The 23,776-nt window shown below is 67.6% G+C and carries 20 protein-coding genes and 2 pseudogenes; 16 read left to right on the top strand and 6 right to left on the bottom strand.

The window, feature by feature from the left end; all coding sequences use genetic code 11:
- Positions 1–45 precede the first annotated feature (45 nt).
- From CFB82_RS38700 to CFB82_RS38670, 7 genes are all read left to right on the top strand, one after another.
- A complete protein-coding gene (locus CFB82_RS38700) occupies positions 46–1,383 on the top strand; it encodes an NAD(P)-dependent oxidoreductase (protein ID WP_089487521.1) in 1,338 nt (445 codons plus the stop codon).
- A gap of 64 nt (positions 1,384–1,447) precedes the next feature.
- Positions 1,448–2,764 (top strand): NAD-dependent dihydropyrimidine dehydrogenase subunit PreA, encoded by a 1,317-nt coding sequence (gene preA, locus CFB82_RS38695; RefSeq protein ID WP_011349350.1) that lies wholly within the window; start codon positions 1,448–1,450, stop codon positions 2,762–2,764.
- Positions 2,765–2,864: 100 nt separating this feature from the next.
- Entirely contained in the window at positions 2,865–4,373 is a 1,509-nt protein-coding gene (locus CFB82_RS38690) for an NCS1 family nucleobase:cation symporter-1 (protein ID WP_089487520.1), read from the top strand.
- 34 nt (positions 4,374–4,407) lie between these two features.
- Positions 4,408–5,865: a dihydropyrimidinase gene (hydA, locus tag CFB82_RS38685; protein ID WP_089487519.1), complete on the top strand. Its 1,458-nt coding sequence runs from the start codon at positions 4,408–4,410 to the stop codon at positions 5,863–5,865.
- 338 nt (positions 5,866–6,203) lie between these two features.
- On the top strand, positions 6,204–7,478 hold the full coding sequence (locus CFB82_RS38680) for a NupC/NupG family nucleoside CNT transporter (RefSeq protein ID WP_069249965.1): 1,275 nt from the start codon (positions 6,204–6,206) through the stop codon (positions 7,476–7,478).
- 38 nt (positions 7,479–7,516) lie between these two features.
- Positions 7,517–8,833, top strand: a complete 1,317-nt coding sequence (gene deoA / locus CFB82_RS38675) for a thymidine phosphorylase (protein WP_089487518.1) — start codon at positions 7,517–7,519, stop codon at positions 8,831–8,833.
- Between the two features lie 109 nt (positions 8,834–8,942).
- Positions 8,943–9,332, top strand: coding sequence for a cytidine deaminase (locus tag CFB82_RS38670; RefSeq protein ID WP_089487517.1), 390 nt, complete (start codon positions 8,943–8,945; stop codon positions 9,330–9,332).
- Between the two features lie 34 nt (positions 9,333–9,366).
- Here CFB82_RS38670 and CFB82_RS38665 read toward each other — a convergent pair whose 3' ends face one another.
- The 4 genes from CFB82_RS38665 to msrB all read right to left on the bottom strand — a co-directional run bounded on the left by CFB82_RS38665 (position 9,367) and on the right by msrB (position 13,994).
- Positions 9,367–10,482, bottom strand: a complete 1,116-nt coding sequence (locus CFB82_RS38665) for an aromatic ring-hydroxylating oxygenase subunit alpha (RefSeq protein WP_089487516.1) — start codon at positions 10,480–10,482, stop codon at positions 9,367–9,369.
- Positions 10,483–10,738: 256 nt separating this feature from the next.
- On the bottom strand, positions 10,739–11,434 hold the full coding sequence (gene msrA, locus CFB82_RS38660; protein ID WP_089487515.1) for a peptide-methionine (S)-S-oxide reductase MsrA: 696 nt from the start codon (positions 11,432–11,434) through the stop codon (positions 10,739–10,741).
- Positions 11,435–11,557: 123 nt separating this feature from the next.
- Complete coding sequence (locus CFB82_RS38655) at positions 11,558–13,426, bottom strand: cytochrome c biogenesis protein DipZ (RefSeq protein WP_089487514.1); 1,869 nt, start codon at positions 13,424–13,426, stop codon at positions 11,558–11,560.
- Between the two features lie 37 nt (positions 13,427–13,463).
- Positions 13,464–13,994, bottom strand: a complete 531-nt coding sequence (gene msrB, locus CFB82_RS38650; protein WP_089487513.1) for a peptide-methionine (R)-S-oxide reductase MsrB — start codon at positions 13,992–13,994, stop codon at positions 13,464–13,466.
- Positions 13,995–14,537: 543 nt separating this feature from the next.
- Between msrB and CFB82_RS38645 the strand changes: the two genes are divergently transcribed.
- Both CFB82_RS38645 and CFB82_RS42710 read left to right on the top strand, forming a co-directional pair.
- Positions 14,538–15,818 (top strand): hypothetical protein, encoded by a 1,281-nt coding sequence (locus CFB82_RS38645; protein WP_089487512.1) that lies wholly within the window; start codon positions 14,538–14,540, stop codon positions 15,816–15,818.
- Positions 15,819–15,882: 64 nt separating this feature from the next.
- Positions 15,883–17,004 (top strand): hypothetical protein, encoded by a 1,122-nt coding sequence (locus CFB82_RS42710; protein WP_143751037.1) that lies wholly within the window; start codon positions 15,883–15,885, stop codon positions 17,002–17,004.
- Between the two features lie 160 nt (positions 17,005–17,164).
- On the opposite strand, the pseudogene CFB82_RS38635 reads toward CFB82_RS42710, so the two are convergent.
- A pseudogene (locus CFB82_RS38635) lies at positions 17,165–17,566 on the bottom strand (LysR substrate-binding domain-containing protein); the annotation flags it as partial.
- Positions 17,567–17,789: 223 nt separating this feature from the next.
- On the opposite strand from CFB82_RS38635, the gene CFB82_RS38630 reads away from it, so the two are divergent.
- Both CFB82_RS38630 and CFB82_RS38625 read left to right on the top strand, forming a co-directional pair.
- Positions 17,790–18,995 carry a zinc-dependent alcohol dehydrogenase gene (locus CFB82_RS38630; RefSeq protein ID WP_089487510.1) on the top strand — a complete coding sequence of 402 codons (1,206 nt, stop codon included), beginning with the start codon at positions 17,790–17,792 and terminating at the stop codon, positions 18,993–18,995.
- A 29-nt stretch (positions 18,996–19,024) separates the two neighbouring features.
- Positions 19,025–19,348 carry a four-helix bundle copper-binding protein gene (locus CFB82_RS38625; RefSeq protein WP_174946848.1) on the top strand — a complete coding sequence of 108 codons (324 nt, stop codon included), beginning with the start codon at positions 19,025–19,027 and terminating at the stop codon, positions 19,346–19,348.
- Positions 19,349–19,357: 9 nt separating this feature from the next.
- Here the strand turns inward: CFB82_RS38625 and CFB82_RS38620 are convergent, their stop codons facing one another.
- Entirely contained in the window at positions 19,358–20,950 is a 1,593-nt protein-coding gene (locus CFB82_RS38620) for a PAS domain-containing hybrid sensor histidine kinase/response regulator (protein ID WP_089487509.1), read from the bottom strand.
- Between the two features lie 282 nt (positions 20,951–21,232).
- On the opposite strand from CFB82_RS38620, the gene CFB82_RS38615 reads away from it, so the two are divergent.
- The 5 genes and pseudogenes from CFB82_RS38615 (at position 21,233) to CFB82_RS38600 (ending at position 23,620) form a co-directional block, all read left to right on the top strand.
- Positions 21,233–21,502 (top strand): chemotaxis protein, encoded by a 270-nt coding sequence (locus tag CFB82_RS38615; RefSeq protein WP_089487557.1) that lies wholly within the window; start codon positions 21,233–21,235, stop codon positions 21,500–21,502.
- 187 nt (positions 21,503–21,689) lie between these two features.
- Complete coding sequence (locus CFB82_RS38610) at positions 21,690–22,592, top strand: BON domain-containing protein (protein ID WP_089487508.1); 903 nt, start codon at positions 21,690–21,692, stop codon at positions 22,590–22,592.
- An 80-nt stretch (positions 22,593–22,672) separates the two neighbouring features.
- Positions 22,673–22,798, top strand: coding sequence for a hypothetical protein (locus tag CFB82_RS44300; protein WP_256990707.1), 126 nt, complete (start codon positions 22,673–22,675; stop codon positions 22,796–22,798).
- A pseudogene (locus CFB82_RS38605) lies at positions 22,780–23,151 on the top strand (response regulator); the annotation flags it as partial. The gene CFB82_RS44300 and the pseudogene CFB82_RS38605, both read left to right, overlap by 19 nt.
- Complete coding sequence (locus CFB82_RS38600) at positions 23,105–23,620, top strand: hypothetical protein (RefSeq protein WP_089487507.1); 516 nt, start codon at positions 23,105–23,107, stop codon at positions 23,618–23,620. The pseudogene CFB82_RS38605 and the gene CFB82_RS38600, both read left to right, overlap by 47 nt.
- Positions 23,621–23,776 lie beyond the last annotated feature (156 nt).

Below are 23,776 nucleotides of genomic sequence, written 5' to 3'. Positions count from 1 at the left end.
AGCCGGCGGGGACGGCTTTGTCTCCACCCAGTCGAAGGAACGCGTATGACCACCAAGCCAACCGGCGATATCGCCGCGCATCGCCTGTCGTCCACGCAACTCTCGTGCGAATTCGCCGACATCGCGCCGCTGCTCGATCCGACGGCCGCGGCGGCGGCCGCCAGCCGCTGCCACTACTGCTACGACGCGCCGTGCGTGCAGGCCTGCCCGACGCAGATCGACATCCCGAGCTTCATCCGCAAGATCGGCAACGGCAACCTGAAGGGCGCCGCGACCGACATCCTGTCGGCGAATCCCCTCGGCGGGATGTGCGCCCGCGTGTGTCCGACCGAGATCCTGTGCGAAGGCGCGTGCGTGCGCAACCACCAGGATGCGCAGCCCGTCGCGATCGGCGCGCTGCAGCGGCATGCAACGGATTGGGCGATGGAGACCGGCGCGGTGCGCTTCACGCGCGCGCCGGACACGGGCCGCCAGGTCGCGGTGGTCGGCGCGGGGCCGGCCGGGCTTGCGTGCGCGCACCGGCTCGCGCTCGCCGGGCACCGCGTCACGCTGTTCGACGCGCGCCCGAAGGGCGGCGGCCTCAACGAATACGGGATCGCCGCATACAAGACCGTCGACGATTTCGCGCAGCGTGAAGTCGAGTGGCTGCTGTCGGTGGGCGGCATCACGTTGAATACCGGCGTCGCGCTGGGCCGCGACATCACGCTCGACGCGCTGCGCGAGCAGCACGACGCGGTGTTTCTCGCGATGGGGCTCGGCGGCGTGCGGGCGCTTGCGATCGATGGCGAGCAACTGAACGGCGTGATGAATGCGGTCGATTTCATCGTGCAGGTGCGGCAGGCCGATGCGCTGGAGAACGTGCCGGTCGGGCGGCGCGTGGTCGTGATCGGCGGCGGCAATACGGCCATCGATGCGGCGGTGCAGAGCCGCAAGCTCGGCGCCGAGCGCGTGACGATGGTGTACCGGCGCGGCGTGGATGCGATGAGCGCGACGTGGGCCGAGCGCGAGTTCGCGCAGAAGAGCGGCGTCACACTCGTCACGCATGCGAAGCCGGTGCGCATGGCAGGGCAGAACGGGCAGGTGACGGGTGTCGAGTTCGAGGCGGCATCGGGCGAGCGTTTCACCGTCGACGGGGACATGGTGCTGAAGGCGATCGGTCAGACGCTGGTGCCGGACGCCATCGACGCCGCGCTGCTGACGGCGGACGGCGCGCGCATCGCGGTGGACGCCGACGGGCGCACCGCATGGCCCGACGTGTGGGCTGGCGGCGATTGCGCGGCGACGGGCGGCGTCGACCTCACGGTGCAGGCCGTGCAGGACGGCAAGCGCGCGGCCGCGTCGATCGACGCAACGCTCGCGCAGCGCGACGCGAAGGCCGCGTGACCGCACCACGCGCGTCACGCACCACGAGCACAACCAACACGACCCCACTCTCACGGAGCCGACCATGGCCGACCTTCGCTGCACCATCGCGGGCATTACTTCGCCGAACCCCTTCTGGCTGGCGTCCGCGCCGCCGACCGACAAGGCCTACAACGTGAACCGCGCGTTCGAGGCGGGCTGGGGCGGTGTCGTCTGGAAGACGCTCGGGCTCGATCCGCACGTCGTCAACGTCAGTTCGCGCTATGGCGCGGTGCAGTGGAACGGCCAGCGCATCGCGGGGCTGAACAACATCGAGCTGATCACCGACCGTCCGCTCGACGTGAACCTGAGAGAGATCGCGCAGGTGAAGCGCGACTGGCCGGACCGCGCGCTGATCGTGTCGCTGATGGTGCCGTGCAACGAACGGGACTGGAAATGGATCCTGCCGCTCGTCGAGGATACGGGCGCCGACGCGGTCGAGCTGAACTTCGGCTGTCCGCACGGGATGAGCGAGCGCGGGATGGGGGCGGCGGTCGGACAGGTCCCCGAATATGTGGAGATGGTCACGCGCTGGGTGAAGGAGGGCACGAAGCTGCCGTGTCTCGTGAAGCTCACGCCGAACATCAGCGACATCCGGATGGGGTCGCGCGCCGCGTACAAGGGCGGTGCGGACGGCGTGTCGCTGATCAACACGATCAACTCGATCGTCGCGGTCGATCTCGACCACATGGCGCCGATGCCGATGGTCGACGGCAAGGGCACGCACGGCGGCTATTGCGGCCCGGCGGTCAAGCCGATCGCATTGAACATGGTCGCGGAGATCGCGCGCGACCCGGAAACGCCGAACCTGCCGATCTCGGGTATCGGCGGCATCTCGTCATGGCGCGACGCGGCGGAGTTCATGGTGCTCGGCGCCGGCAGCGTGCAGGTGTGCACCGCCGCGATGCACTACGGCTTCCGGATCGTGTCGGACCTCGCCGACGGGTTGTCGAACTGGATGGACGAGAAGGGCTACGCGACGCTCGACGACATCCGCGGCCGCGCGGTGCCGAACGTGACCGACTGGAAATACCTGAACCTGAAGTACGACATCAAGGCGCGCATCGACCAGGACCGCTGCATCCAGTGCGGGCTGTGCCATATCGCGTGCGAGGACACGTCGCACCAGGCGATCACCGCGACGAAGGACGGCGTGCGCCACTTCGAAGTGGTGGACTCGGAATGCGTCGGGTGCAATCTTTGCATGCATGTGTGTCCGGTCGAGCAATGCATCACGATGGAGCGTGTCGATTCGGGCGACTACGCGAACTGGACCACGCATCCGAACAATCCGGCGAGCGCGGAGGCGGGGGCGAGTGCAGGCGCGGCGGCACCCGAGAAGCACGCGAAGAAGGCTGCTTGACGGCGTCCGGCGAGGCAGGTCATCCTGCATCGCCGCCTTTCGTTCCACCCGGGCCGGCATCGCATGATGCCGGCGCTGACGTTTTCGTGGAGTGCGTTCGATGAATCACGCAGCGAATTCCGCCGATCCCGATAGCGCCGCGGCGCAGGGCGGCAGCCTGTACAACGACGACCTCGCGCCGACGACGCCGGCGCAGCGCACGTGGAAGTGGTATCACTTCGCGGCGCTATGGGTCGGGATGGTGATGAACATCGCGTCGTACATGCTCGCGGCCGGGCTGATCCAGGAAGGCATGTCGCCGTGGCAGGCGGTGATGACCGTGCTGCTCGGCAACCTGATCGTGCTCGTGCCGATGCTGCTGATCGGCCATGCGGGCGCGAAGCACGGGATTCCTTACGCGGTGCTCGTGCGCGCGTCGTTCGGCACGCAGGGCGCGAAGCTGCCGGCGCTGTTGCGGGCGATCGTCGCGTGCGGCTGGTACGGGATCCAGACCTGGCTCGGCGGCAGCGCGATCTATACGCTGCTGAACATCCTGACCGGCAATGCGCTGCATGGCGCGGCGCTGCCGGTCATCGGCATCGGGTTCGGGCAGCTCGCGTGCTTCCTCGTGTTCTGGGCGCTGCAGATCTACTTCATCTGGCACGGCACCGATTCGATTCGCTGGCTCGAGAGCTGGTCCGCGCCGATCAAGGTCGTGATGTGCGTGGCGCTCGTGTGGTGGGCGACGTCGAAGGCGGGCGGCTTCGGCACGATGCTGTCGGCGCCGTCGCAGTTCGCCGCGGGCGGCAAGAAGGCCGGGCTGTTCTGGGCGACCTTCTGGCCGGGACTGACCGCGATGGTCGGCTTCTGGGCGACGCTCGCGCTGAATATTCCCGACTTCACGCGCTTCGCGCATTCGCAGCGCGACCAGATGATCGGGCAGTCGATCGGGCTGCCGTTGCCGATGGCGCTGCTGTCGGTGGTATCGGTCGTCGTGACGTCGGCGACCGTCGTGATCTACGGCAACGCGATCTGGGATCCGATCGACCTGACGAGCCGGATGACGGGCATCGGCGTGGGTATCGCGCTCGTGATCCTCACGCTCGACACGATGTGCTGCAACCTCGCCGCGAATCTCGTCGGCCCGGCCTACGACTTCTCGAGCCTGTGGCCGAAGGCGATCTCGTACCGCACGGGCGGGATGATCACCGCGACGATCGCGATCGTGATGATGCCGTGGAAGATCCTCGCGACGACGGACGGCTACATCTTCACCTGGCTCGTCGGCTATTCGGCGCTGCTCGGGCCGGTGGCGGGGATCCTGATGGTCGACTACTTCCTGATCCGCGGCACGCGCCTCGACACGCGCGCGCTGTTCGACGAGCGCGGCGGCTTCAGCTACGCGCGCGGCTGGAACCCGGCCGCGCTGGCCGCGCTCGCCGTCGGCGTGCTGCCGAACCTGCCCGGCTTCCTGCATACGGCCTTTCCGGCGTCGTTTCCGAACGTGCCGGCGTTCTTCAACACGCTTTATACGTACGCGTGGTTCGTCGGCCTCGTGCTGGCGTCATGCGTGTACGGCACCTGGATGAAGTGGCGCGCCGGACAGCACGCGCAGATCGCGAGCGCTTGATGCGGCACCCGACAGTCAACGAGGAGGCAACCCCATGGCAATCCTGATTCGTGGCGGCACCGTGGTCGATGCGGACCGCTCCTATCGCGCGGACGTGCTCTGCGCAGCCCCGGAGGACGGCGGCACGATCCTGCAGATCGCCGAGCAGATCGACGCACCGGCCGGTGCGACCGTCGTCGATGCGCACGACCAGTACGTGATGCCGGGCGGCATCGACCCGCATACGCACATGGAACTGCCGTTCATGGGCACGACCGCGAGCGACGATTTCTACTCGGGTACGGCCGCCGGGCTCGCGGGCGGCACGACGAGCATCATCGACTTCGTGATCCCGAGCCCGAAGCAGCCGCTGATGGACGCATTTCACGCATGGCGAGGCTGGGCCGAGAAGGCCGCGGCCGACTACGGCTTCCACGTGGCCGTGACGTGGTGGGACGAGAGCGTGCATCGCGACATGGGCACGCTCGTGCGCGAACACGGCGTGTCGAGCTTCAAGCACTTCATGGCGTACAAGAACGCGATCATGGCCGACGACGAGGTGCTCGTGAACAGCTTCTCGCGTTCGCTCGAACTCGGCGCGTTGCCAACCGTGCACGCGGAGAACGGCGAGCTCGTGTTCCAGTTGCAGAAGGCGTTGCTCGCGCGCGGGATGACGGGGCCGGAGGCGCATCCGCTGTCGCGGCCGCCGGAGGTCGAGGGTGAGGCCGCGAACCGCGCGATCCGCATTGCGCAGGTGCTCGGCGTGCCGGTGTATATCGTGCATGTGTCCGCGAAGGACGCGGTCGATGCGATCACCAAAGCGCGCAGCGAAGGGCTGCGCGTGTTCGGCGAGGTGCTGCCGGGCCACCTGGTGATCGACGAGGCCGTCTATCGCGATCCGGACTGGACGCGTGCGGCCGCGCACGTGATGAGCCCGCCGTTCCGCTCGGCCGAGCATCGCGAGGCACTGTGGCGCGGGCTGCAGGCGGGGCAACTGCATACGACGGCGACCGACCACTGCGTGTTCTGCGCATCGCAGAAGGCGATGGGCCGCGACGACTTCACGAAGATCCCGAACGGCTGCGGCGGTGTCGAGGATCGCATGTCGGTGCTGTGGCATCACGGCGTGAATCATGGCCGCATCACGCCGAACGAGTTCGTGCGGATCACGTCGACGAACGCCGCGCAGATCTTCAACCTGTATCCGCGCAAGGGCGCGGTGCAGGTGGGCGCCGATGCCGATCTCGTCGTGTGGGACCCGTCCGCGACCAGGACGATTTCGGTGAAGACCCATCACCAGCAGGTCGACTTCAACGTGTTCGAGGGCATGACGGTGCAGGGTGTCGCAACCCACACGCTCACGCGCGGCGCACTCGCGTGGGCCGACGGCGATCTGCGTGCCGTGCGCGGCGTGGGCCGCTATCTGAAGCGCCCGCCGGCGGCCAATTACTACGAGGCCGCGCGGATCGCGAACCGGTTGCGTGAACCGCATCCGGTCGAACGCGCCGGTTGAGCGTTGCGTATCGTGCGGGGCGTGTCGGTTGGAACGGCACGCCCCGCGCATGTTTGAGCGTGCGTTTCCATTCGTGCCGGCACCGCTCCTGCCTCCTCCCCGCATCACACCAATTCTCTCAGTATTTGGGACGAATGGAGCGTGATCCCGCCTCTCCGATCGCCCGGTACATAGAAGAACTTAGCAAGTCGACACAACCCGCGACGTCGCGCAAATGCGACCATTTTGTTTGCGTTGTCGGCGTGCATGCCCGCGAGTAATATCCACCGACGGCGTTGCGCAGGCGTGCCGGGCCGCCCGCCGAACAATCCAACAACATTGAGAGCAAGGAGTACGAGGTGGATATTCTGCGCAGTCTCCTGGGTATGCTGTTCCTGCTGCTGGTTGCCTATCTGCTGTCGAACAACCGGCGCGCGGTAAGCGGCCGGACCATGATCGCCGCGCTGTGCACGCAGCTGGCGATCGGCGCGCTGGTGCTGTTCGTGCCGGCAGGCCGCGCGGCGCTGGCGGGCGCCGCGAACGGCGTCAATCGCGTGCTCGACATGGGCAATCACGGCATCGCATTCGTATTCGGCGGGCTCGTCGACAGCCGGATGTTCCAGCTGTTCGGCGACGGCGGGTTCGTGTTCGGCCTGCGCGTGCTGCCGATGATCATCTTCGTGACCGCGCTGATCGCGGTGCTGTACTACATCGGCGTGATGAAGTGGATCGTCGCGATCCTCGGCGCGGCGCTGGCGAAAGTGCTCGGCGTGAGCCGCATCGAGGCGTGCTCGGCGGTCGCGACGATCTTTCTCGGGCAAAGCGAGATGCCCGCGCTCGTGAAGCCGTTCGTGCGGAACATGACGAGCGCCGAGATCTTCACGGTGATGGCGAGCGGCATGGCGTCGGTCGCGGGCTCGGTGCTGGTCGGCTACGCCGGCCTCGGCGTGCGGATGGAATACCTGCTCGCCGCGTCGTTCATGGCGGTGCCGGGCGGGCTGCTGTTCGGCAAGCTGCTGTATCCGACGGTCGAGCCGAGCCGCGTCGTGGTCGACGGGCTCGACTTCGACGACAAGCGGGCCGCCAACGTGATCGAGGCCGCGGCGTCGGGTGCTTCGGTCGGGCTGCGGATCGCGATCAACGTCGGCGCGATGCTGATCGCGTTCGTGGGGCTCATCGCGCTGATGAACCTCATCGTCGGCGGCGTGGCCGCGTTCGCGGGCTTTCCGCAGATCACGCTGGTGGGTATCATCGGCCACCTGTTCGCGCCGCTCGCATGGATCATCGGCGTGCCGTGGCACGACGCGGCGCTGGCCGGCAACTTCATCGGCGAGAAACTGATCTTCAACGAGTTCGTCGCGTATGGCGACCTGTCGCCGTACCTGAAGGGCGGCGAGCACGTCGCCGCCGCCGGCCTGCAGGTGCTCGACCCGAAGACGCTCGCGATCGTGTCGTTCGCGCTGTGCGGTTTCGCGAACTTCTCGTCGATCGCGATTCTCGCCGGCGGCTTCAGCGCGGTCGCGCCCGAGCGCCGCTCGGAAGTCGCGCGGCACGGCCTGCGCGCATTGACCGCCGCGACGCTGTCGAACCTGATGAGCGCCGCGATCGCCGGCCTGTTCTTTTCCCTGCATTGAACCCGCAGCGGCCATCGACCGATCGAGGAGAGGCAACGATGTTCTTACCGCAGGAATTCATTCGCCAGAAGCGCAACCGGCAGCCGCTCGATCGCGACGAGATCGCCGCGTTCGTGCGCGGCGTGACCGACGGCAGCGTGACCGAGGGCCAGGTGGCCGCGTTCGCGATGGCCGTGTATTTCAACGACCTGAGCACCGACGAGCGCGTCGCGCTGACGCTCGCGCAGCGCGATTCGGGCGACGTGCTCGACTGGCGCGCGCTCGAGCTCGACGGGCCGGTGATCGACAAGCATTCGACCGGCGGCGTCGGCGATGTCGTGTCGCTGATGCTCGGGCCGATGGTGGCCGCGTGCGGCGGCTACGTACCGATGATCTCGGGGCGCGGGCTCGGCCATACCGGCGGCACGCTCGACAAGCTCAGCGCGATTCCAGGCTACGACGTCACGCCCGATACGGGTGCGTTTCGCCGCACGGTGCGCGACGTCGGCGTCGCGATCATCGGGCAGACCGCGCGGCTGGCGCCGGCCGACATGCGCATCTATGCGATTCGCGACGTGACGGCGACCGTCGAGTCGGTCGCGATGATCACCGCATCGATCCTGTCGAAGAAGCTCGCGGCGGGGCTCGACGGGCTCGTGATGGACGTCAAGGTCGGCTCCGGCGCGTTCATGCCGACCGCCGAGCAATCGGCGGAACTGGCGCGCAGCATCGTCGACGTCGGCAACGGCGCCGGCATGAAGACGACCGCGATCCTCACCGACATGAACCAGTCGCTCGCGCCGTGCGCGGGCAATGCGCTCGAAGTGGTGTGCGCGATCGACTACCTGACGGGCAAGTCGCGTCCGGCGCGCCTGCATGAGGTCACGATGGCGCTGTCGGCGGAGCTGCTCGTCACCGGCGGGCTGGCGCGCGACGTCGCAGCGGCGCGCGCGAAGTTGCAGCAGGCGCTCGATACGGGTGCGGCAGCAGAACGCTTCGCGAGGATGGTCACGGCGCTCGGCGGCCCCGCGGACCTGATCGACGCACCTGCGCGTCATCTGGCGCGGGCGGAGGTGATCGTGCCGGTACCGTCGCGCGAGAGCGGCGTGGTGCAGCGGGTCGATTGCCGCGCGCTCGGGCTGGCGGTCGTCGCGCTCGGCGGCGGCCGCACGCGCGCGGCGGATGCGATCGACTACAGTGTCGGCCTGACGGCGCTCGCGGAGATCGGGCAGCGTGTCGAGGCCGGCCAGCCGCTCGGTTACGTGCATGCCCGCGACGCCGCAGCAGCCGCGCACGCGGTGGACACGATCCAGCGCAGCTACGTGCTGGGCGAGACGGGCGACGCGCCGCCGACCATTTATCAGCAGATCGGCTGACTGATCGCCGGTACGGGCATAGGCGATCACTTCACGTCACGGGGGTATCGCGACGGTCGGGGTTTGGCCGCGCCGATACCTTCCCGCACACAATCGAGGGTATGACGAGATGGAACGAAACGAACTGATCGAAGCGGCGAAGGCGGCGCGCGAACACGCGTATGCGCCGTATTCGCGCTTCAAGGTCGGCGCGGCGCTGCAGGCGCGCGACGGGACGGTTTTTCACGGCTGCAACGTCGAGAACGCGTCTTACGGACTCTGCAATTGTGCGGAACGCACGGCGATGTTTTCGGCCATTGCCGCCGGTTATCGTCCGGGGGATTTCACGCGGCTCGCGGTGGTGGGCGACACGGACGGTCCGATCGCGCCGTGCGGCGCGTGCCGCCAGGTGATCATCGAGATCGGCACGCCCGACATCGAAGTGATCCTGGCCAACCTGAAAGGGGCCGTCGAGGTCACGACGGCCCATGCATTGCTGCCGGGCGCGTTCCGGTTGTAACGGCGCGCGCGACTCAGGTCGCGCGCCACACGCATCACGCGCCGTCGCGTGCGTCGCGGATCGGGATCACCGTGCGCGCGCCGCATTGGCGCAGCAGGTCGCGCAGCTCGTTGATGACCGGAAACACCTCGTGGTTCCAGTCGGCGCCTTGGGCGTCGTGCGCTTCCTGCTCGCGCTCGACGATCCAGCGATCCTCACGGAAGATGCGCTCGGTGAACCAGACGAGCAGCGGCCACGCGAGATCGAGCGCGAACGGGATGCCGGGCTTGTGGATCGACAGCAGTCCGAACGTGCGGTTGGTACGCTGCTCGGCGTCGAGCGGCACGTAGACGATCCACAGGTCCATCACGAGCGTGCCTTCGCTCGAGCGGATCTGCAGCGTCTGGTACGGGTAGCCGGTGCGCACCGTCATCACGCTCTTGTCGGACTGGTCGGCCGGCTTCTTGCTGGCGCCGAACACCAGCGCTTCGCCCACCGGCTGCTTGCCTTCCATCCGCGCGAACGTGTAGTCGACCTCGACCCAGTCGTCGCCGCGGCGCCGGCCCACCGAGCGCGCGCGCATCTGCCCCATCTGCTTGCGATGCAGGAACTGATGGTTCATGTCCATCAGGTTCTCGTGCATGAACGAGTAGTGGCACTTGACCTCGCGGCCGAAGCGGCGCGTCTTGTACGCACGATTGTCCGCCGATTCGAGCGCGGGGAACGGCCGGGTGTCGGCGAGCGTCGCATCGCCCGGGAACACGAAAATCAGCCCGTGCGCTTCGCGGCACGGATACGCGCGCACGCCGTTGGGCAGGCGCTCGCGGCCGAGGTACGGCACGTCGACGCAGCGGCCGCTGTCGCACGCGTAGGTCCAGCCGTGATAGCAGCAGCGCAGCGTCTCGCCGCTCACGACGCCCGCGTGCAGCGGCACCTGGCGGTGCGCGCAACGATCCTCGAGCGCATACACGGCGCCGGATTCGGTGCGCACGAGCACGATCGGATCGCCGGCGAAGCGCACGCCGAGCGTCTTGCCGCGTTTCAGCTCGCGCGACCACGCGAGCGGGTACCAGTGATCGGGATGAATCGGCACACGGCGCAGGTCGCGCACGGCCGCGCCGGCAGAGGGTTCTACAAGGGTGCCGCTGTCAGGAATGGGCACTGCGCGCATGCGTGACGTCTCCTGGCTGAACTGGGGTTCCGGGCGCCGCATGATGCGGCGGGGATCTGGAGAAGTCTACGCGAAGTTGCCTGCCGCGGCGGACGCGATGCGGGTTTGCCCCGGCACGGCGGCCGCCGTTTCGTTGATGCAGCGCAAACCGGGTCGAAGGCGGTGTGCGCCTGGTCTTGGGTGGCTGCACGGGCCCAGACGGCGCGGCAGGCACCACGCCGTCACCCCCTCACCCCGTCACGCGGCCGCTTGCCGGTCACGAGCGCGTATCGCGCCACAGTACGGCGTCGGTGCGGTACAGCGCCGGGAAGTGCTGCTTCAGCCCGGCGATCTTCGGCATGTCGTTGTACGCGATGTACGGCGCGTCGGGGTGCAGTTCGAGGTAGTTCTGGTGATACGCCTCGGCCGGGTAGAACCCCTTGTAGTCCTCGACGCGCGTGACGACGGGCGCCGGAAACACGTGCGCGGTGCCGAGCTGCGCGATGTACGCGGTCGCGACCGCGCGTTGCTGCGCGGTGGTCGGGAAGATCGCCGACCGGTACTGCGGCCCTTCGTCGGGGCCCTGCCGGTTGAGCTCGGTCGGATCGTGCGCGACCGAGAAGAACACTTGCAGCAGCCGGCCGTACGTGATCTGGGTCGGGTCGTAGACGATGCGAACCGATTCCGCGTGCCCGGTCAGCCCCGAGCCGACGAGCGCGTAGTGCGCGGTTTCGGACGCGCCGCCCGCATAGCCGGCCGTGACCTGCTTCACGCCCTTCACGTGCTCGAACACGCCCTGCACGCCCCAGAAGCAGCCGCCGGCGAGCACGGCCGTCTCGTCGTGCGATGCGCCGGGCGTTTCGTCGAGCGTCGGGGCGGGCACGGTGCGCATCGGCTCGGCGGAATTGACGATGCGCTGGTAGCCGAACACGGCGGCAGCCGCGACGGCGATGGCGCCGATGCGGCGCAGCATCGCCGTGCGCCGTTGCGGTGCGGGACCGCGGGGGGAGGGGGTGTTCACGGTGTGCTCCTTCGAAAGGCGGAATGGGAAGCGGGTGGCTCGGACGCGGCGCCGGTGCGCCACGTCCTGCCGGGATCAGCCGAACGTGAACGCATACGCATTCACGCCGGGATCGAGAAACTCGATCGAGAACGTGCGGTCGGCGATCGCGCCGGGCTGCCGGACCAGCTGGTACAGGCGCTGCCCGGTCACGGTGCCGTAGCCTTGCGCATCGACGTCGCTGCCGTGCGCGGCACCGGGCGCCGCGCCGTCGAGCGTCACGCGAAAGCGCACCGGCTTGCCGTCCTCGCCGGGGCCGAGCACCAGGTGCAGGTCGCGTGCGTGGAAGCGGTAGACGATGCGGCCGGCCGGGGCCGCGAGCGTCGCGCGTTCGGCGCCGACCTGCCACGTGCCGGCGAGGCCCCAGTCGTTGAGACCGGGACGGGCCGGCTCGGCGTAGTGGGACGCCGCGTCGCGCACCACACCGCCCGGCGACATGAAGTCCTCGGCGCGTGCGTAGCCGACGTAGGTCTCGGGCGAGCGGACGTCCGCGCTGTCGGCCGCGGCGAGCGCACCCTTCGCGGGCGCACCGGCGAGCCCGATCGGCACGTTCAGCGCTTCCGGATGGCCGGCCTCGGCGAGCAGCGACTGGATCGCGCGCTCCGATTCCGCGTATTCGCCTTCGCCGAAGTGGTGGCGGCGCACGCGCCCCTGCGCGTCGACGAAGTAGTGCGCGGGCCAGTATTCGTTGTTGAACGCGCGCCAGATCGTGAAGCGGTTGTCGATCGCGACCGGGAAGTCGATGCCGAGGTCGTGCACGGCCTTCTTCACGTTGCCGATGTCGCGCTCGAACGCGAATTCCGGCGCGTGCACGCCGATCACGACGAGCCCGTACGGCGCGTACTTGCGTGCCCATGCGGTCGTGTACGGCAGCGTGCGCAGGCAGTTGATGCACGAATACGTCCAGAAATCGACCAGCACGACCTTGCCGCGCAGGCCGGCCGCCGTCAGCGGCGGCGAGTTCAGCCACTGCACCGCGCCGTCGAGCGACGGCAGCGTGCCTTCGACGGGCAGCGCGGCAGGCGCATGCGTCGTATCCACCGCGCGCATCATTGCGCCCCTGGCGATCGCCCCGCCACCGGCCTGCGTGCCATCGGCAGCCGCGGCCATCATCGCGCCGCCGTTCGTGTTGTCCACGGCGTTGCCTGTCGCGGCCATCGCCGCCGGTGCGCCGTTCGAACGCCCGCCGAGCCGGTCGACGAGCTTCGTCTCGAGCCCGCCCGTCGTGACGGTCGACAGCTGCGCGAGTGCCCCTGTATCGAGGCCGAGCGCGATCGCGCCGACGCCGGCCAGCAGCGCCACGCCGATTCCGCGCTTGATCCATTCGCCGGCGCCGAGCGAGCGCTTCATCGCGGCGAACACCTTGCCGCCGATCACGAGCGCGACGCCGAGCGACGTCGCCGCGCCGGCCGCATACGCGACCAGCAGCAGCGTCGTGCCGACGCTGGCGCCGCGCAGCGCGGCGCCGGTCAGCACGAGCCCGAGGATCGGGCCCGCGCACGGCGCCCACAGCAGGCCGGTCGCCACGCCGAGCAGCAGCGACGACGCGGGGCCGGCCGGACGGCCGTCGCGCTGCGCGAAGCCGGTGAGCCGGTTGCCGGCGGCGACGAGCGGGCGCGTCAGGTGCTCCGCGAGGCGCGGCATCAGCAGGGTCAGACCGAATATCGCGAGCAGCACGATCGCGACCCAGCGGCCGGCCTGGTTGGCCTGCGCGACCCAGCCGCCGCCGACGGCCGCGAGCGTCGCGACGACGGCGAACGTGAGCGCCATGCCGACGAGCAGCGGCAGGCCGCTGCGGACGAACGGCTGGTCGGCGCGCGCGAACACGAACGGCAGCACGGGCAGGATGCATGGGCTCAGGATCGTGAGCACGCCGCCGAGGTAGGCAAGGACGATGAGCAGCATGGTGCGTTCTCCAGTCGGTCGGGAGTTCGGGGCCGGATCAGGCGGCGGCGGGGTGGAAGGTGAGCGCGAGGCCGTTCATGCAGTAGCGCAGGCCGGTCGGTTGCGGACCGTCGTCGAACACGTGGCCGAGATGGCCGCCGCAGCGGCGGCAGTGCACTTCGGTGCGGATCATCCCGAACGACGCGTCGGTGTTCGTGGCGACCGCGTGGTCGAGCGGCTTCCAGAAGCTCGGCCAGCCCGTATGGCTGTCGAACTTGGTGGCCGACGAGAACAGCGCGAGGTTGCAGCCGGCGCACGCGAACGTGCCTTGCCGGTGCTCGTCGTTCAGCGGGCTGGTGTACGGCCGCTCGGTGCCGGCTTCGCGCAGGATCGAATACTGGGCGGGCGTGAGCCGGCGATGCCATTCGGCGTCGCTGAGGGTGACTTCAAAAGGGGCGGCCGTCTGCGGAGTGGCCGGCGATGCGGCGAACGCACGGCCGACCAGCGCGCGGCGGCTGACGGACGACAGGGTCGCGAGCACGGCGAGGCCGGTGGCGCCGGCGAACAGCAGATGTCTGCGGGTGGGCATGATGGGCTCCTGGCAGCAGGTCCTGAAAACATGCGCCCATCGTAGTCAGCGGCCGGTGTCGAAGTCCTCACGGAAAGTTAAATGAATTGTGATGGTTGGGGGGGCGCGGGGGGCGGTGGAATTCGTCGAAGTGCTGGCTGGTAAGGGTTGTCGAGCTGATGTTTCCGAATATCTGTTCGCGCCGCGATTTTTAGTGTTCTTTGTGTTCATCGAGCGACGGGGGGAATCCGGACCTTGGCTTGCCGATCGCATCGGATTGGGGCACGAGCGTTGTTCGATTGCGGTCGCGAATTACACCGGGCGTCTGATGCGCATTGATAGACGGATGAGTTTGCAAGCTGGCGCGACCGATGCGTGCTGCACGTGTCACGTCGCCCTAGCTCCACCAACCCATGCGACTCGCTGATACCGGCTCAGGTCCGGGGCAAGAATCTGATTGGTTCTGCTTCGAGTACCGTCTATGCTTGTCTCACGTACGAGATGGCAGGCGTGCGGAGCAGAAACAATCACGACCACAATAGATCGGTTCGGCGGGGGATAACAATGATTCGCTTGACGACAACGGCCGTTTTAGCGGCCGCATGTGGGGGAGGCTATGTCGCTGCCGCGCCCGCGCAGGACGACGTCACGCTTTACGCGGCGCACGATCGAGTGATTTTCGATGGGAAGTATGGAAAAGTCGCTCGGGCGCAAGCAGCCCTCGATGGCATGGCGCTCGGTTGTGGATCCCCCGGCCTGAAAGCAGACGGCGTGTTCGGTGCTGACTCCACGCGAGTTGTGAAGGTCGTCGCGAATTGCCCGTCAGTGAAGGAGAAGCTGCCCAAAGAGTCTGCAGCGTTTAAGGGGGCGCTGACACTGGAACTGTGGAAGCAGTTGCTTCCGGACGTGCCTCCACCTTCGGCCGATGAACGGGCGCAGTCGTTGGTCCTCACCTACGAGGCGACCGATTATGACCATCTCGAATGGAACTTCTGCCAGAACAAGCCACTTTGGTCGCCTGCTCACCCAGAGAAAACATGCTTCAGCAACGATCGTTCAAGCTTCGTGACCTGGGGGCCGCGTGGTGCCACGGCCGGCGGCGGCCAAGAAGTGCAGTGGATCGTCGCGCGGGTCGATGCTAGCACCCCCGCCCTTGTCGATCAGGCATTCGGCAGTGAGGCGGGCGCATTGCGCAAGCTCATCCACTTGAACGGTGAGTCGGCACGCAGGTTTTTGTGCTCCGTTTTTGTAGATGACCAGCGACGGGCATTATGGACGAACGGATTTGCGCGTTTCGGTTCATTCGCTGCTGTGCGCACGGCCTATCAGCAGCACTATGCGTCGCCCGCTAGCGATGCATCGAAAATGCGATCGTTTTTCCAGCTGTACCGGAGGCTGGGTGTCACGCCGACAGAGGTTGACTACGGATTTTTCCTTGACCGGTCGACGCAGTCGTCACCACCTGGCGACTCCGATGTCACGGCTACGAAGATTCGCAAGCTTCTTTCCTCTAAAGGGCTGCCGTTTACGCCACCCAACGTGCGGCGAGGTTTCTCGCAGTTGTTCCCAACCTCCAATGTGGATGACGATCGCCTGGGGCGTGATGTCGCGTTCTTTGTCGATGCGATATCTGAAGCGGGATTGACTGAGAAGGAGGCGCGTGCCTGGAATAGGAAGTGGCGCCTCCGCGCGAGTGACGTCGGATTGTCGGACGCGCGGCCGGCGCCATCGTTGTCTACGGTGCCGAGCATTGACTCGCCTGGATTCGCCGAGGTCTTGTCTCCGCTGCCCTCGTGCCCCGAATCGGTTATGCACCCAGTGCGTCCCCCGAAACCTGCCGCTTGACGCGTGTTTGCTGCGCAAGCAGTGGCGCCGCTCGATTACAACGACTCGAAAAGATGGGGATGCCATGAAACCCACTTACTTGGCAGTCTTATCGCTGCCCATTGTTCTGACTGCGGGTTGCTCAACCGTGCCACGTAGTTTTCAACTGACAGCGAAGCCTTTGATGGCGGCCAGCGAGGCGCTGGCAGGGGGGCCAGCGAGAGCGGCCGCCGCCGATGGGGCTTCGGGGGCGCAGGCGGGAGACGGAAGCGGGGCGCCGACTCAGCCGCTGTCAAATTTCCAGGCTGTTAATGTACTCGTTCAAGATTCCCAATCGAATTGTGCTGATTTCGTCAATTCCCTTTACTCGCAGATGGCGGGATCGGGATTTGCATTCGATGTACTGGGGACTATCTCGTCCGCGCTGGCTACCGTGTTCACTCCGCTCACAGTCGTCCATTCCCTTACAGCTGGTAGCACCGTGTTCGGGGCGGCAAAGACCGGTGTCAGCGCCAACTATTTGAACACCCTGTCTATCGCGCACGTCGCTCAATCTATACAGTCGACTTATCAGGCGGATATCCAGAAATACATCGCGTATCTGAACGGGCTTGACCAGAATGGGCGGGACAATCTCGATGTCTATGCCGAGCGAAGCATGATTCTTTCGTACCACAATGAATGTTCGCTTGCGTGGGCGGAGGGCACCATATCGGTTGCGTTGCAACCCTCGCAGTCAGGGCAGTCCGCTACTTCAGGCAGTCAGTCGATCAGTGTGAAATATACCGTACCGCAGGGTGGACAAACCGTCGCGGCGGTCGCGGACAGCGTGGCATCCGCGGTCGCCGCGAGTAGCGATTTTAAGAAGGCCGACGTTACAGCATCGTCCAAAAATGGCATCGTCTCCTTTGCAATGAAGAAGACATTTCCGCTGGTTGCGACCGCGAGCCCCGGTAAGCCAAATACACAAGTCACCATGAGCAACAATAGTTCTCCGGTCACGTTGACGATCGGCGGAACGCCCGCAGGCGGTGACGTTATCACCATCACGGGAAACCCGACGTCGTCCGGTACCTCGACGTCGGGGGGGGCAAGCCGCAACGGTCCTGCGGGAGAAGTCGGGGGGAGTGGTGGAGGGAAGCCAAATAATATCGGAATCAACGTCAAACCCAGTGCTGCGGTGCTACGTGTACCGGCGCTTCGTTGAGTGGCGGGATTGTCTAGATGGCCGGATAAGGCCGGACAACTCTCGGCGAGACCACAGGGTTATGTCTGGTCGTCACCCATCCTCATCTTCGCATGGCACGCCCTGACGCGCCTCAATACCTCAAGACCATCGCGGGGGCGTTCATGTGACGCGGCACGCGTCAACCGCCAACGCCAGACGGCGGCGCCTGCCATTGCCGCACATGATCGATCAACGCCCGGAGTTTCGGCACCCTGTTGCGCCGCTGCGGAAAGTAGAGAAAAAACCCCGCAAACGGCGACAGAAAATCCTCCAGCAGCGGCACGAGCGACCCATCGTCGAAATGCGCGCGCAGGCAGTCCTCGGGCGCGAACGGGATGCCGGCGCCGGCCAGCGCGAGACACAGCATCAGGCGCAAATCGTTCGTCGTCAGCTGCGGCTCCACCGCGACGTCGAAAGGGCGGCCGTTTTCCAAGAACTCCCAGCGGTAAGGTGCCAGCTCCGACGACAGCCTCCAGCCGATACAGTGGTGCCAGACGAGCTCGTCACGGTGCCCGGGCGCGCCGTACTTTTCGACGTAACCGGGCGCGGTCGCAGCCGGCGCGTCGAGATCGGCACGGCATCAACGCAGGCCGGGCTGAAGCTCGAGCGCATACACCCCACACCCTCAACGACATCCTTGGCGCCGTGACAGATGAATTCCCTCCGCACCGCGGAGAGAATTCAGGTGATGCCCGCCGGGGCCCACTCCTTGCTCAACTTCTTTCTCGGTATTTCCGAAAACGTTCGAACAAGGAGGGCCTGACATGAAAGCAGTCGTATTTCACGGAATCGGCGATATTCGCCTCGACACGGTGCCCGATCCCGAAGTCACCGACGCGACCGACGCGATCGTGCGCCTGACGGCCAGCGCGATCTGCGGCACCGACCTGCACATGGTGCGCGGAACCCTCGGCGGGATGAAGCCGGGCACGATCCTCGGCCACGAGGGTGTCGGCATCGTCGAGACGGTCGGGCGCGACGTGCGCAACCTGCGGCGCGGCGATCGTGTGCTGATTCCGTCGACGATCGCATGCGGCAGTTGCGCGTACTGTCGCGCGGGCTACACCGCGCAATGCGATGTCGCGAACCCGGGCGGCCCGCGTGCGGGTACCGCGTTCTTCGGCGGTCCGGCCGACAGCGGCGCGTTCGACGGGCTGCAGGCCGAATACGCGCGCACGCCGCTTGCGCACGCAAGCCTGATTCGGCTGCCCGATGCCATCGACGACGATCGCGCGATCCTGATGTCGGACATTTTTCCGACCGGCTATTTCGGTGCGCAGCTCGCGGAAGTGAGTCCGGGCGACACGGTCGCCGTGTTCGGTGCCGGGCCGGTCGGCCAATTCGCGATCGCGAGCGCGAAGCTGATGGGCGCCGGACGCGTGATCGCGATCGATCGCGTTGCGTCGCGTCTCGAGATGGCGTGCGCGCAAGGCGCGGAGATCGTCGATTTTTCGGAGGACGATCCGGTCGAGACGGTGCTGCGGCTGACGGGCGGGATCGGCGTCGATCGCGTGATCGACGCGGTGGGTGTCGACGCGATGCGCGCGACGCACGGGCCGGCCGCGGCCGATCGCGATGCGGCGCATGCATTCGATGCGGAAGTCGAGGCGATCGCGCCGCACCGCAAGCCGGACGGCCGCAACTGGGTGCCGGGCGACGGGCCGTCGCAGGTGCTGCAATGGGCGGTGCGCGCGGTCGCGAAAGCCGGCACGGTGGCGGTGATCGGCGTGTATCCGCCGGCGTCGCGCGTGTTTCCGGTCGGCGATGCCATGAACCGCAACCTGACGATCAAGATGGGCAACTGCAATCACCGAACGGTGGCGCCGCCGCTCGTCGAGCTCGTGCGCAGCGGCGCATTCGACCCGCTGTCGGTGCTCACGCGTTGCGAACCGCTGACGAATGCGATCGATGCCTATCGCGCGTTCGACACGCGCGAGCCGGGCTGGATGAAGGTGAAGCTGACGCCATGACGATGCCAACCGAAACCGGGAGGACTGCGATGAACAATCCATACGACAACTGCATGGCCGCTTGCGACGCATGCGCACACGCATGCGATGCGTGTACGGCCGCGTGCCTCGCCGAGCGCGACGCGCAAGCGCTGGCCGACTGCATCGCGCTCGACATCGAATGCGCGCAGCTGTGCCGCTTCGCGTCGGGCGCGATGGCGCGCCGCAGTGTGCTTACGCCAAGCATCTGCGCGCTGTGCGCGCAAGCATGCGACCTGTGTGCGGCCGAATGCCTGCGGCATGCACACGATCATTGCCGCCGCGGCGCGCTCGCGTGTGAAGCATGCGCGGCGATGTGTCGCGCGGTGGCTTGAGCATGGCGATCACGGCGTGTCGCGAACCCGGCGCGCGACGCGCTGCAGCAGCGCGTCGAGCACGGCTATTTCGACGGGCTTCACGAGGTGCTCGTCGAAACCCGCGCGTTCGGTGCGTTCAAGGTCCGCGGCGCTGGCATGTCCCGACAGCGCAACGCAGGTCGCGTCGCGCAGTGCATCGATCGCGCGCAGTTCGTGCAGGAGCGTGAAGCCGTCGACGTCGGGCATCGTGAGGTCGAGGATCATCAGCTGCGGGGCGTAGTCGCGGGCGAGCGCCAGTGCGTCGCGCGCGTTGTAGGCGACGCGGGGCGCGTGCCCTTTCACCTGCAGCAGCACGGCGAGCGTGTCGGCCGAATCGCGATTGTCGTCGACGATGACGATACGGAGCGGCGTGGTGTCCGTCTGCGCGGACTTGACCGACCCGCGCACCTCGCCGCTTGTCGCGCGCGCCATGCGGTCGATCGGCAACCGCACCGTAAACGTCGCACCGCGACCGGGGCCGTCGCTTTCGGCCGAGATGCGCCCGCCGTGCAGTTCGACGAACGTCCGGCAGATCGCGAGACCCAGCCCGAAGCCTTCGGCCGGCCGCCGGTCCGACCCGCTTTCCTGCTCGAACAGGTCGAAGATGGTTTCGAGCGCGTCGCGCGCGATGCCGACGCCACGATCGGTCACGCGGATCGCGACGACCGGCCCCTCGATCCGGGCGCCGACGTCGATGCGTCCGTCGAGCGGCGAGAACTTCGACGCGTTGTCGAGCAGGTTGTGCAGCACCTGGACGAGCCGCGCATCGTCACCGTGCAGCGGCACGGCATCGGATGGCAGATCGACGTGGATCTGCTGCCCGCGCGCGGCCAGCTTCGGCTGGATGCTTTCGACGCCGCGGCACACGATGTCGCGCACGGTAATGGGGCGGTCGTCCAGCTCGAGCTTGCCGGCGGTGATGCGCCCGACGTCGAGCAGGTCGTCGACGAGCCGCGTCAGTTGCGTGACCTGACGATTCACGGCGTCGCGGCACTGCGCGAGCGAGGGGGCCGGGTTGGCCAGGCTCTGCAGCACGCCGACCGAATGGCGCAAGGGCGCGAGATGGTTGCGCAGCTCGTGCGCGAGCATCGCGATGAACACGCTGAGCCGGTGCGTCGACGCTTCGAGTTCCTCGAGCCGCTTGCGCTCGGTCATGTCGCGCGTGATCTTGATGAAGCCGCAGAGCTGGTGCGAGTGATCGTGCACGGGCGTGATCGTCACGCTTGCCCAGAACTGCGAGCCGTCCTTGCGCACGCGCCAGCCTTCGTCCTCGAAGTGGCCGTGGGCGGCCGCTTCGGCGAGCCCGAGCGACGGCCGGCCGGCCGCGATCGCGTCGGGCGGATAGAAGCGCGAGAAGTGGTGGCCGACGATCTCCGCGGCGCGATAGCCCTTGATGCGCGCGGCCCCCGCGTTCCAGGTCGCGACGTTGCCGTGCGGATCGAGCATGAACACGGCGTAGTCGGTAATCGACTCGACCACCGTCTGGAACCGGAACTCGGCGAAGCGGTGCAACAGGTCGCACGCCTCGGATTGCCCGAGCGGCGGGGGATGCGAGCGAGGATCGATGTCGTCTTTCATCATCGGAGCGGCTTGTCGAAGACGGGCGGGCAAGCGCCGCCCGGCCACCGTCGGGCGGGCGGCGGCGGTACGAACCGGATTGGCACCCCGAAAGCATAAGGGAACTCAACGCGGGTGATCAATGGGCGCGCATCGGTTGTGCCGATCGTCGTGCCGGCCGCGCGAAATCGGTTCCAGCGGTTCCGGGGCGCGATGCGGCATGCCGATTGCGCGCGCTTGCGGTCCGCCAGCCATGCCGCGGTTGCCCGGATGCACACGGCCGCCAAGCCTCGCAAGGAGAGCGACATGAACAGCACGCTGAACCCCGACAACGAACCGTCCGACCCGGACGACGACAATGCCAGTCGCGGCCGCGACGGCCGCGCACTGGGGCCGAGCGACTCCTCCGACAGCGGCAGCGACACGGCCGGCGCGCGGCGTTATCCGTTCGACGTCGATTCGCCGCTCGACGAAAGCATGGACATCAAGCCGGACCGCGCCGAGCGACTGAGCGAGCCCGGTCGCACGACGGAACCGGATGACCAGGACGAAGCGGGCGATGACGACACGCCGTGACGCCCGGCACGCAAAAACTGCAATCGCATTGCAGATTCTCGCGCCCGGCAGCGGATCGGCGTCGCAATGCGCGTCCGTCTTCCATCGGCCACGACATCGGCACGCGACTTGCATTCGAGCTGACCGACGCGCGCCGTGACACGGCATGGGGCCGTGCGCGGCGCAGACGCGACCAAGGAGGGACACGATGCAACGACGATATCCCGGACGGCACGGCGAACGCGGTGGCCCGCCCGACTGGCAGGAGCGCAACGAACGCGCATACCGGGGCGCCGGCGAGCGCGGCATCCCGGACGATCCGGCGCGATGGCCCGAAGAGGGCGACGAGGCGGCGTACCGCCGCTTCGCGAGCGAGGACGTCGGTCCGGAAGACTGGGGCAGCGAATGGAGCGAACGCGCGGCGCGGCCGGTCGGCCAGCGGCGCGGCGGGGCCGAGGCGGGCTGGCAGGGCGACTTCCGGCGCCAGCCGGCGCGCGAACCCGATCCCGGCTACGGCGAACGCGAACGTCGCGCGCAGGGCCGCGACTGGCGGGAAAGCCAGTACGGGGAAAACCAGTACCGCGGCGTTCCCCCGGAGTTTCGCGGGCATTACCGGATGGGCGCGTACGACAGCGACCGCGCCTATGGTGACCCGTACGGCAATCGGCGCTATGGCGGCGGCGCCCCCGACTTGTCGCGGTTCTGCAGCGAGGCCGAACGCGACGCGTTGCGCAATCGTCGCGGGCCGAAAGGCTATACGCGATCGGACGAGCGGATCCGCGAAGATGTGTGCGAGCGTCTCACGCGTGCACTCGACATCGACGTGAGCGACGTCACGGTGCAGGTACAGGATGGACGCGTCGAACTGGACGGCACGGTGCCGGCGCGATGGATGAAGCATGGCATCGAGGATCTGGCCGACGGCTGCATGTGCGTGCGCGACGTCGAGAATCGCGTGCGGGTTCGTCGTGAGGGCGAGCACGATTCGGGGATGGTGCTGCATCCCGACCAGCGGACCGTGACGCCGACGCAGCCTGCCGCGCTCGATCCCGAGCCGGGCACCGTCGGTCGCGACCGCGACCGCGACCGCGAGCGCAAGCCGCACCACTGAGCGCGCGTGCACGAAACGGCGCGCCCCGAACCGCCTCCGGCACGCATGACGACGGGAACCGACGATACGCCGCCCGGGCGGTGCTCGTGCTCGCCGTCGGCAAGTACGGCGGCGGCTTCACCGCGATCATCTTCGTCACGTTCGCGATCCATGCGGCATGCACGGCCGTGTTCACGCGCCGGGCTATGCGCTACCAGCGGCCGTGATGCTGCCGGACGACCTGTGGCGCGCGCGCCGGGCCGACTGGCCGGCGCTGCTCGTGTGCGACATCGACCTGGGCGACGACGAGGAAGACGGCGCTGCGGTGATGTCGCGCATTCGCCAGATCGACGCCGCGCGTGATCGGGAAGGCCGCGCGCCGCTCGAGGGCGTGGCGCTGTCCGGCCACGCGCGCGAGCGCGACCGCACGCCCGCGGTCGAGGCCGGTTTCCATGCTTACCTGACCAAGCCCGCGGCAACGGCCGACCTGATCGCGACGTTGCGCGCACGCACATTTTCCTCTGGAGAAACCCATGTCCAACCCGCCACCCGAAGCGCTGACCGGCCGCCGCGCCGGTAGCGCGTTTGTCGACCGCCCGACCGCGGTCGCCGCGGTCGAACTGCTCCTGCCGAGCCTGTCGGCCGCGCTGCAGAGCGACTTCGTCGGCGACAGCGGTTGCCTGCACATCGTGATCATGGATCCCGCGCTCGGGCCTCACGACGCGGCGTTCGAGGACGCGATCCTGTATGAGTTCTCGTTGCCCGACCCGAAGGACTGGGACGCCGACTACCGCGCGTATGCGCGCGCGAAGGCGCGGCTGTCGTGGGAAACGGGCCGCGACGGCCACGTCGTGCAGGCGCTGGAGCCGTACCGGCTGCGCGCGGGCGATACGAACCTGTGGGGCGGTGTCGCGCTCGGCGGGATCGTGGTCGGCGTGTCGGGCGCGCAGCCGTGGTTCGACGAGGCATTCGCGGGCTGCATCGCGCACTGCCTGCGTGCGCTCGCGAAGCGCCGCGCGCAGGCCACGCCGGACGCGCTGGCGATCTGAGCGCGGCCGGCCGGGGCGGTTTTTACAGCAGCTTATAAAAAAGCCAGCGATCGCGTACCGGCGCGCGAGGCGGCACGGGCGCACGCAAGTCGGCACGGTTCTCGCTGTATCTCCGGCACCGACGCTTGTCGCGACACGCGTCACAGCCCGTCCGGA

Source organism: Burkholderia sp. HI2714, from assembly GCF_002223085.1.
Taxonomy (GTDB): Bacteria; Pseudomonadota; Gammaproteobacteria; order Burkholderiales; family Burkholderiaceae; genus Burkholderia; species Burkholderia lata_D.
This window is presented reverse-complemented; position numbering and strand designations above follow the sequence as displayed.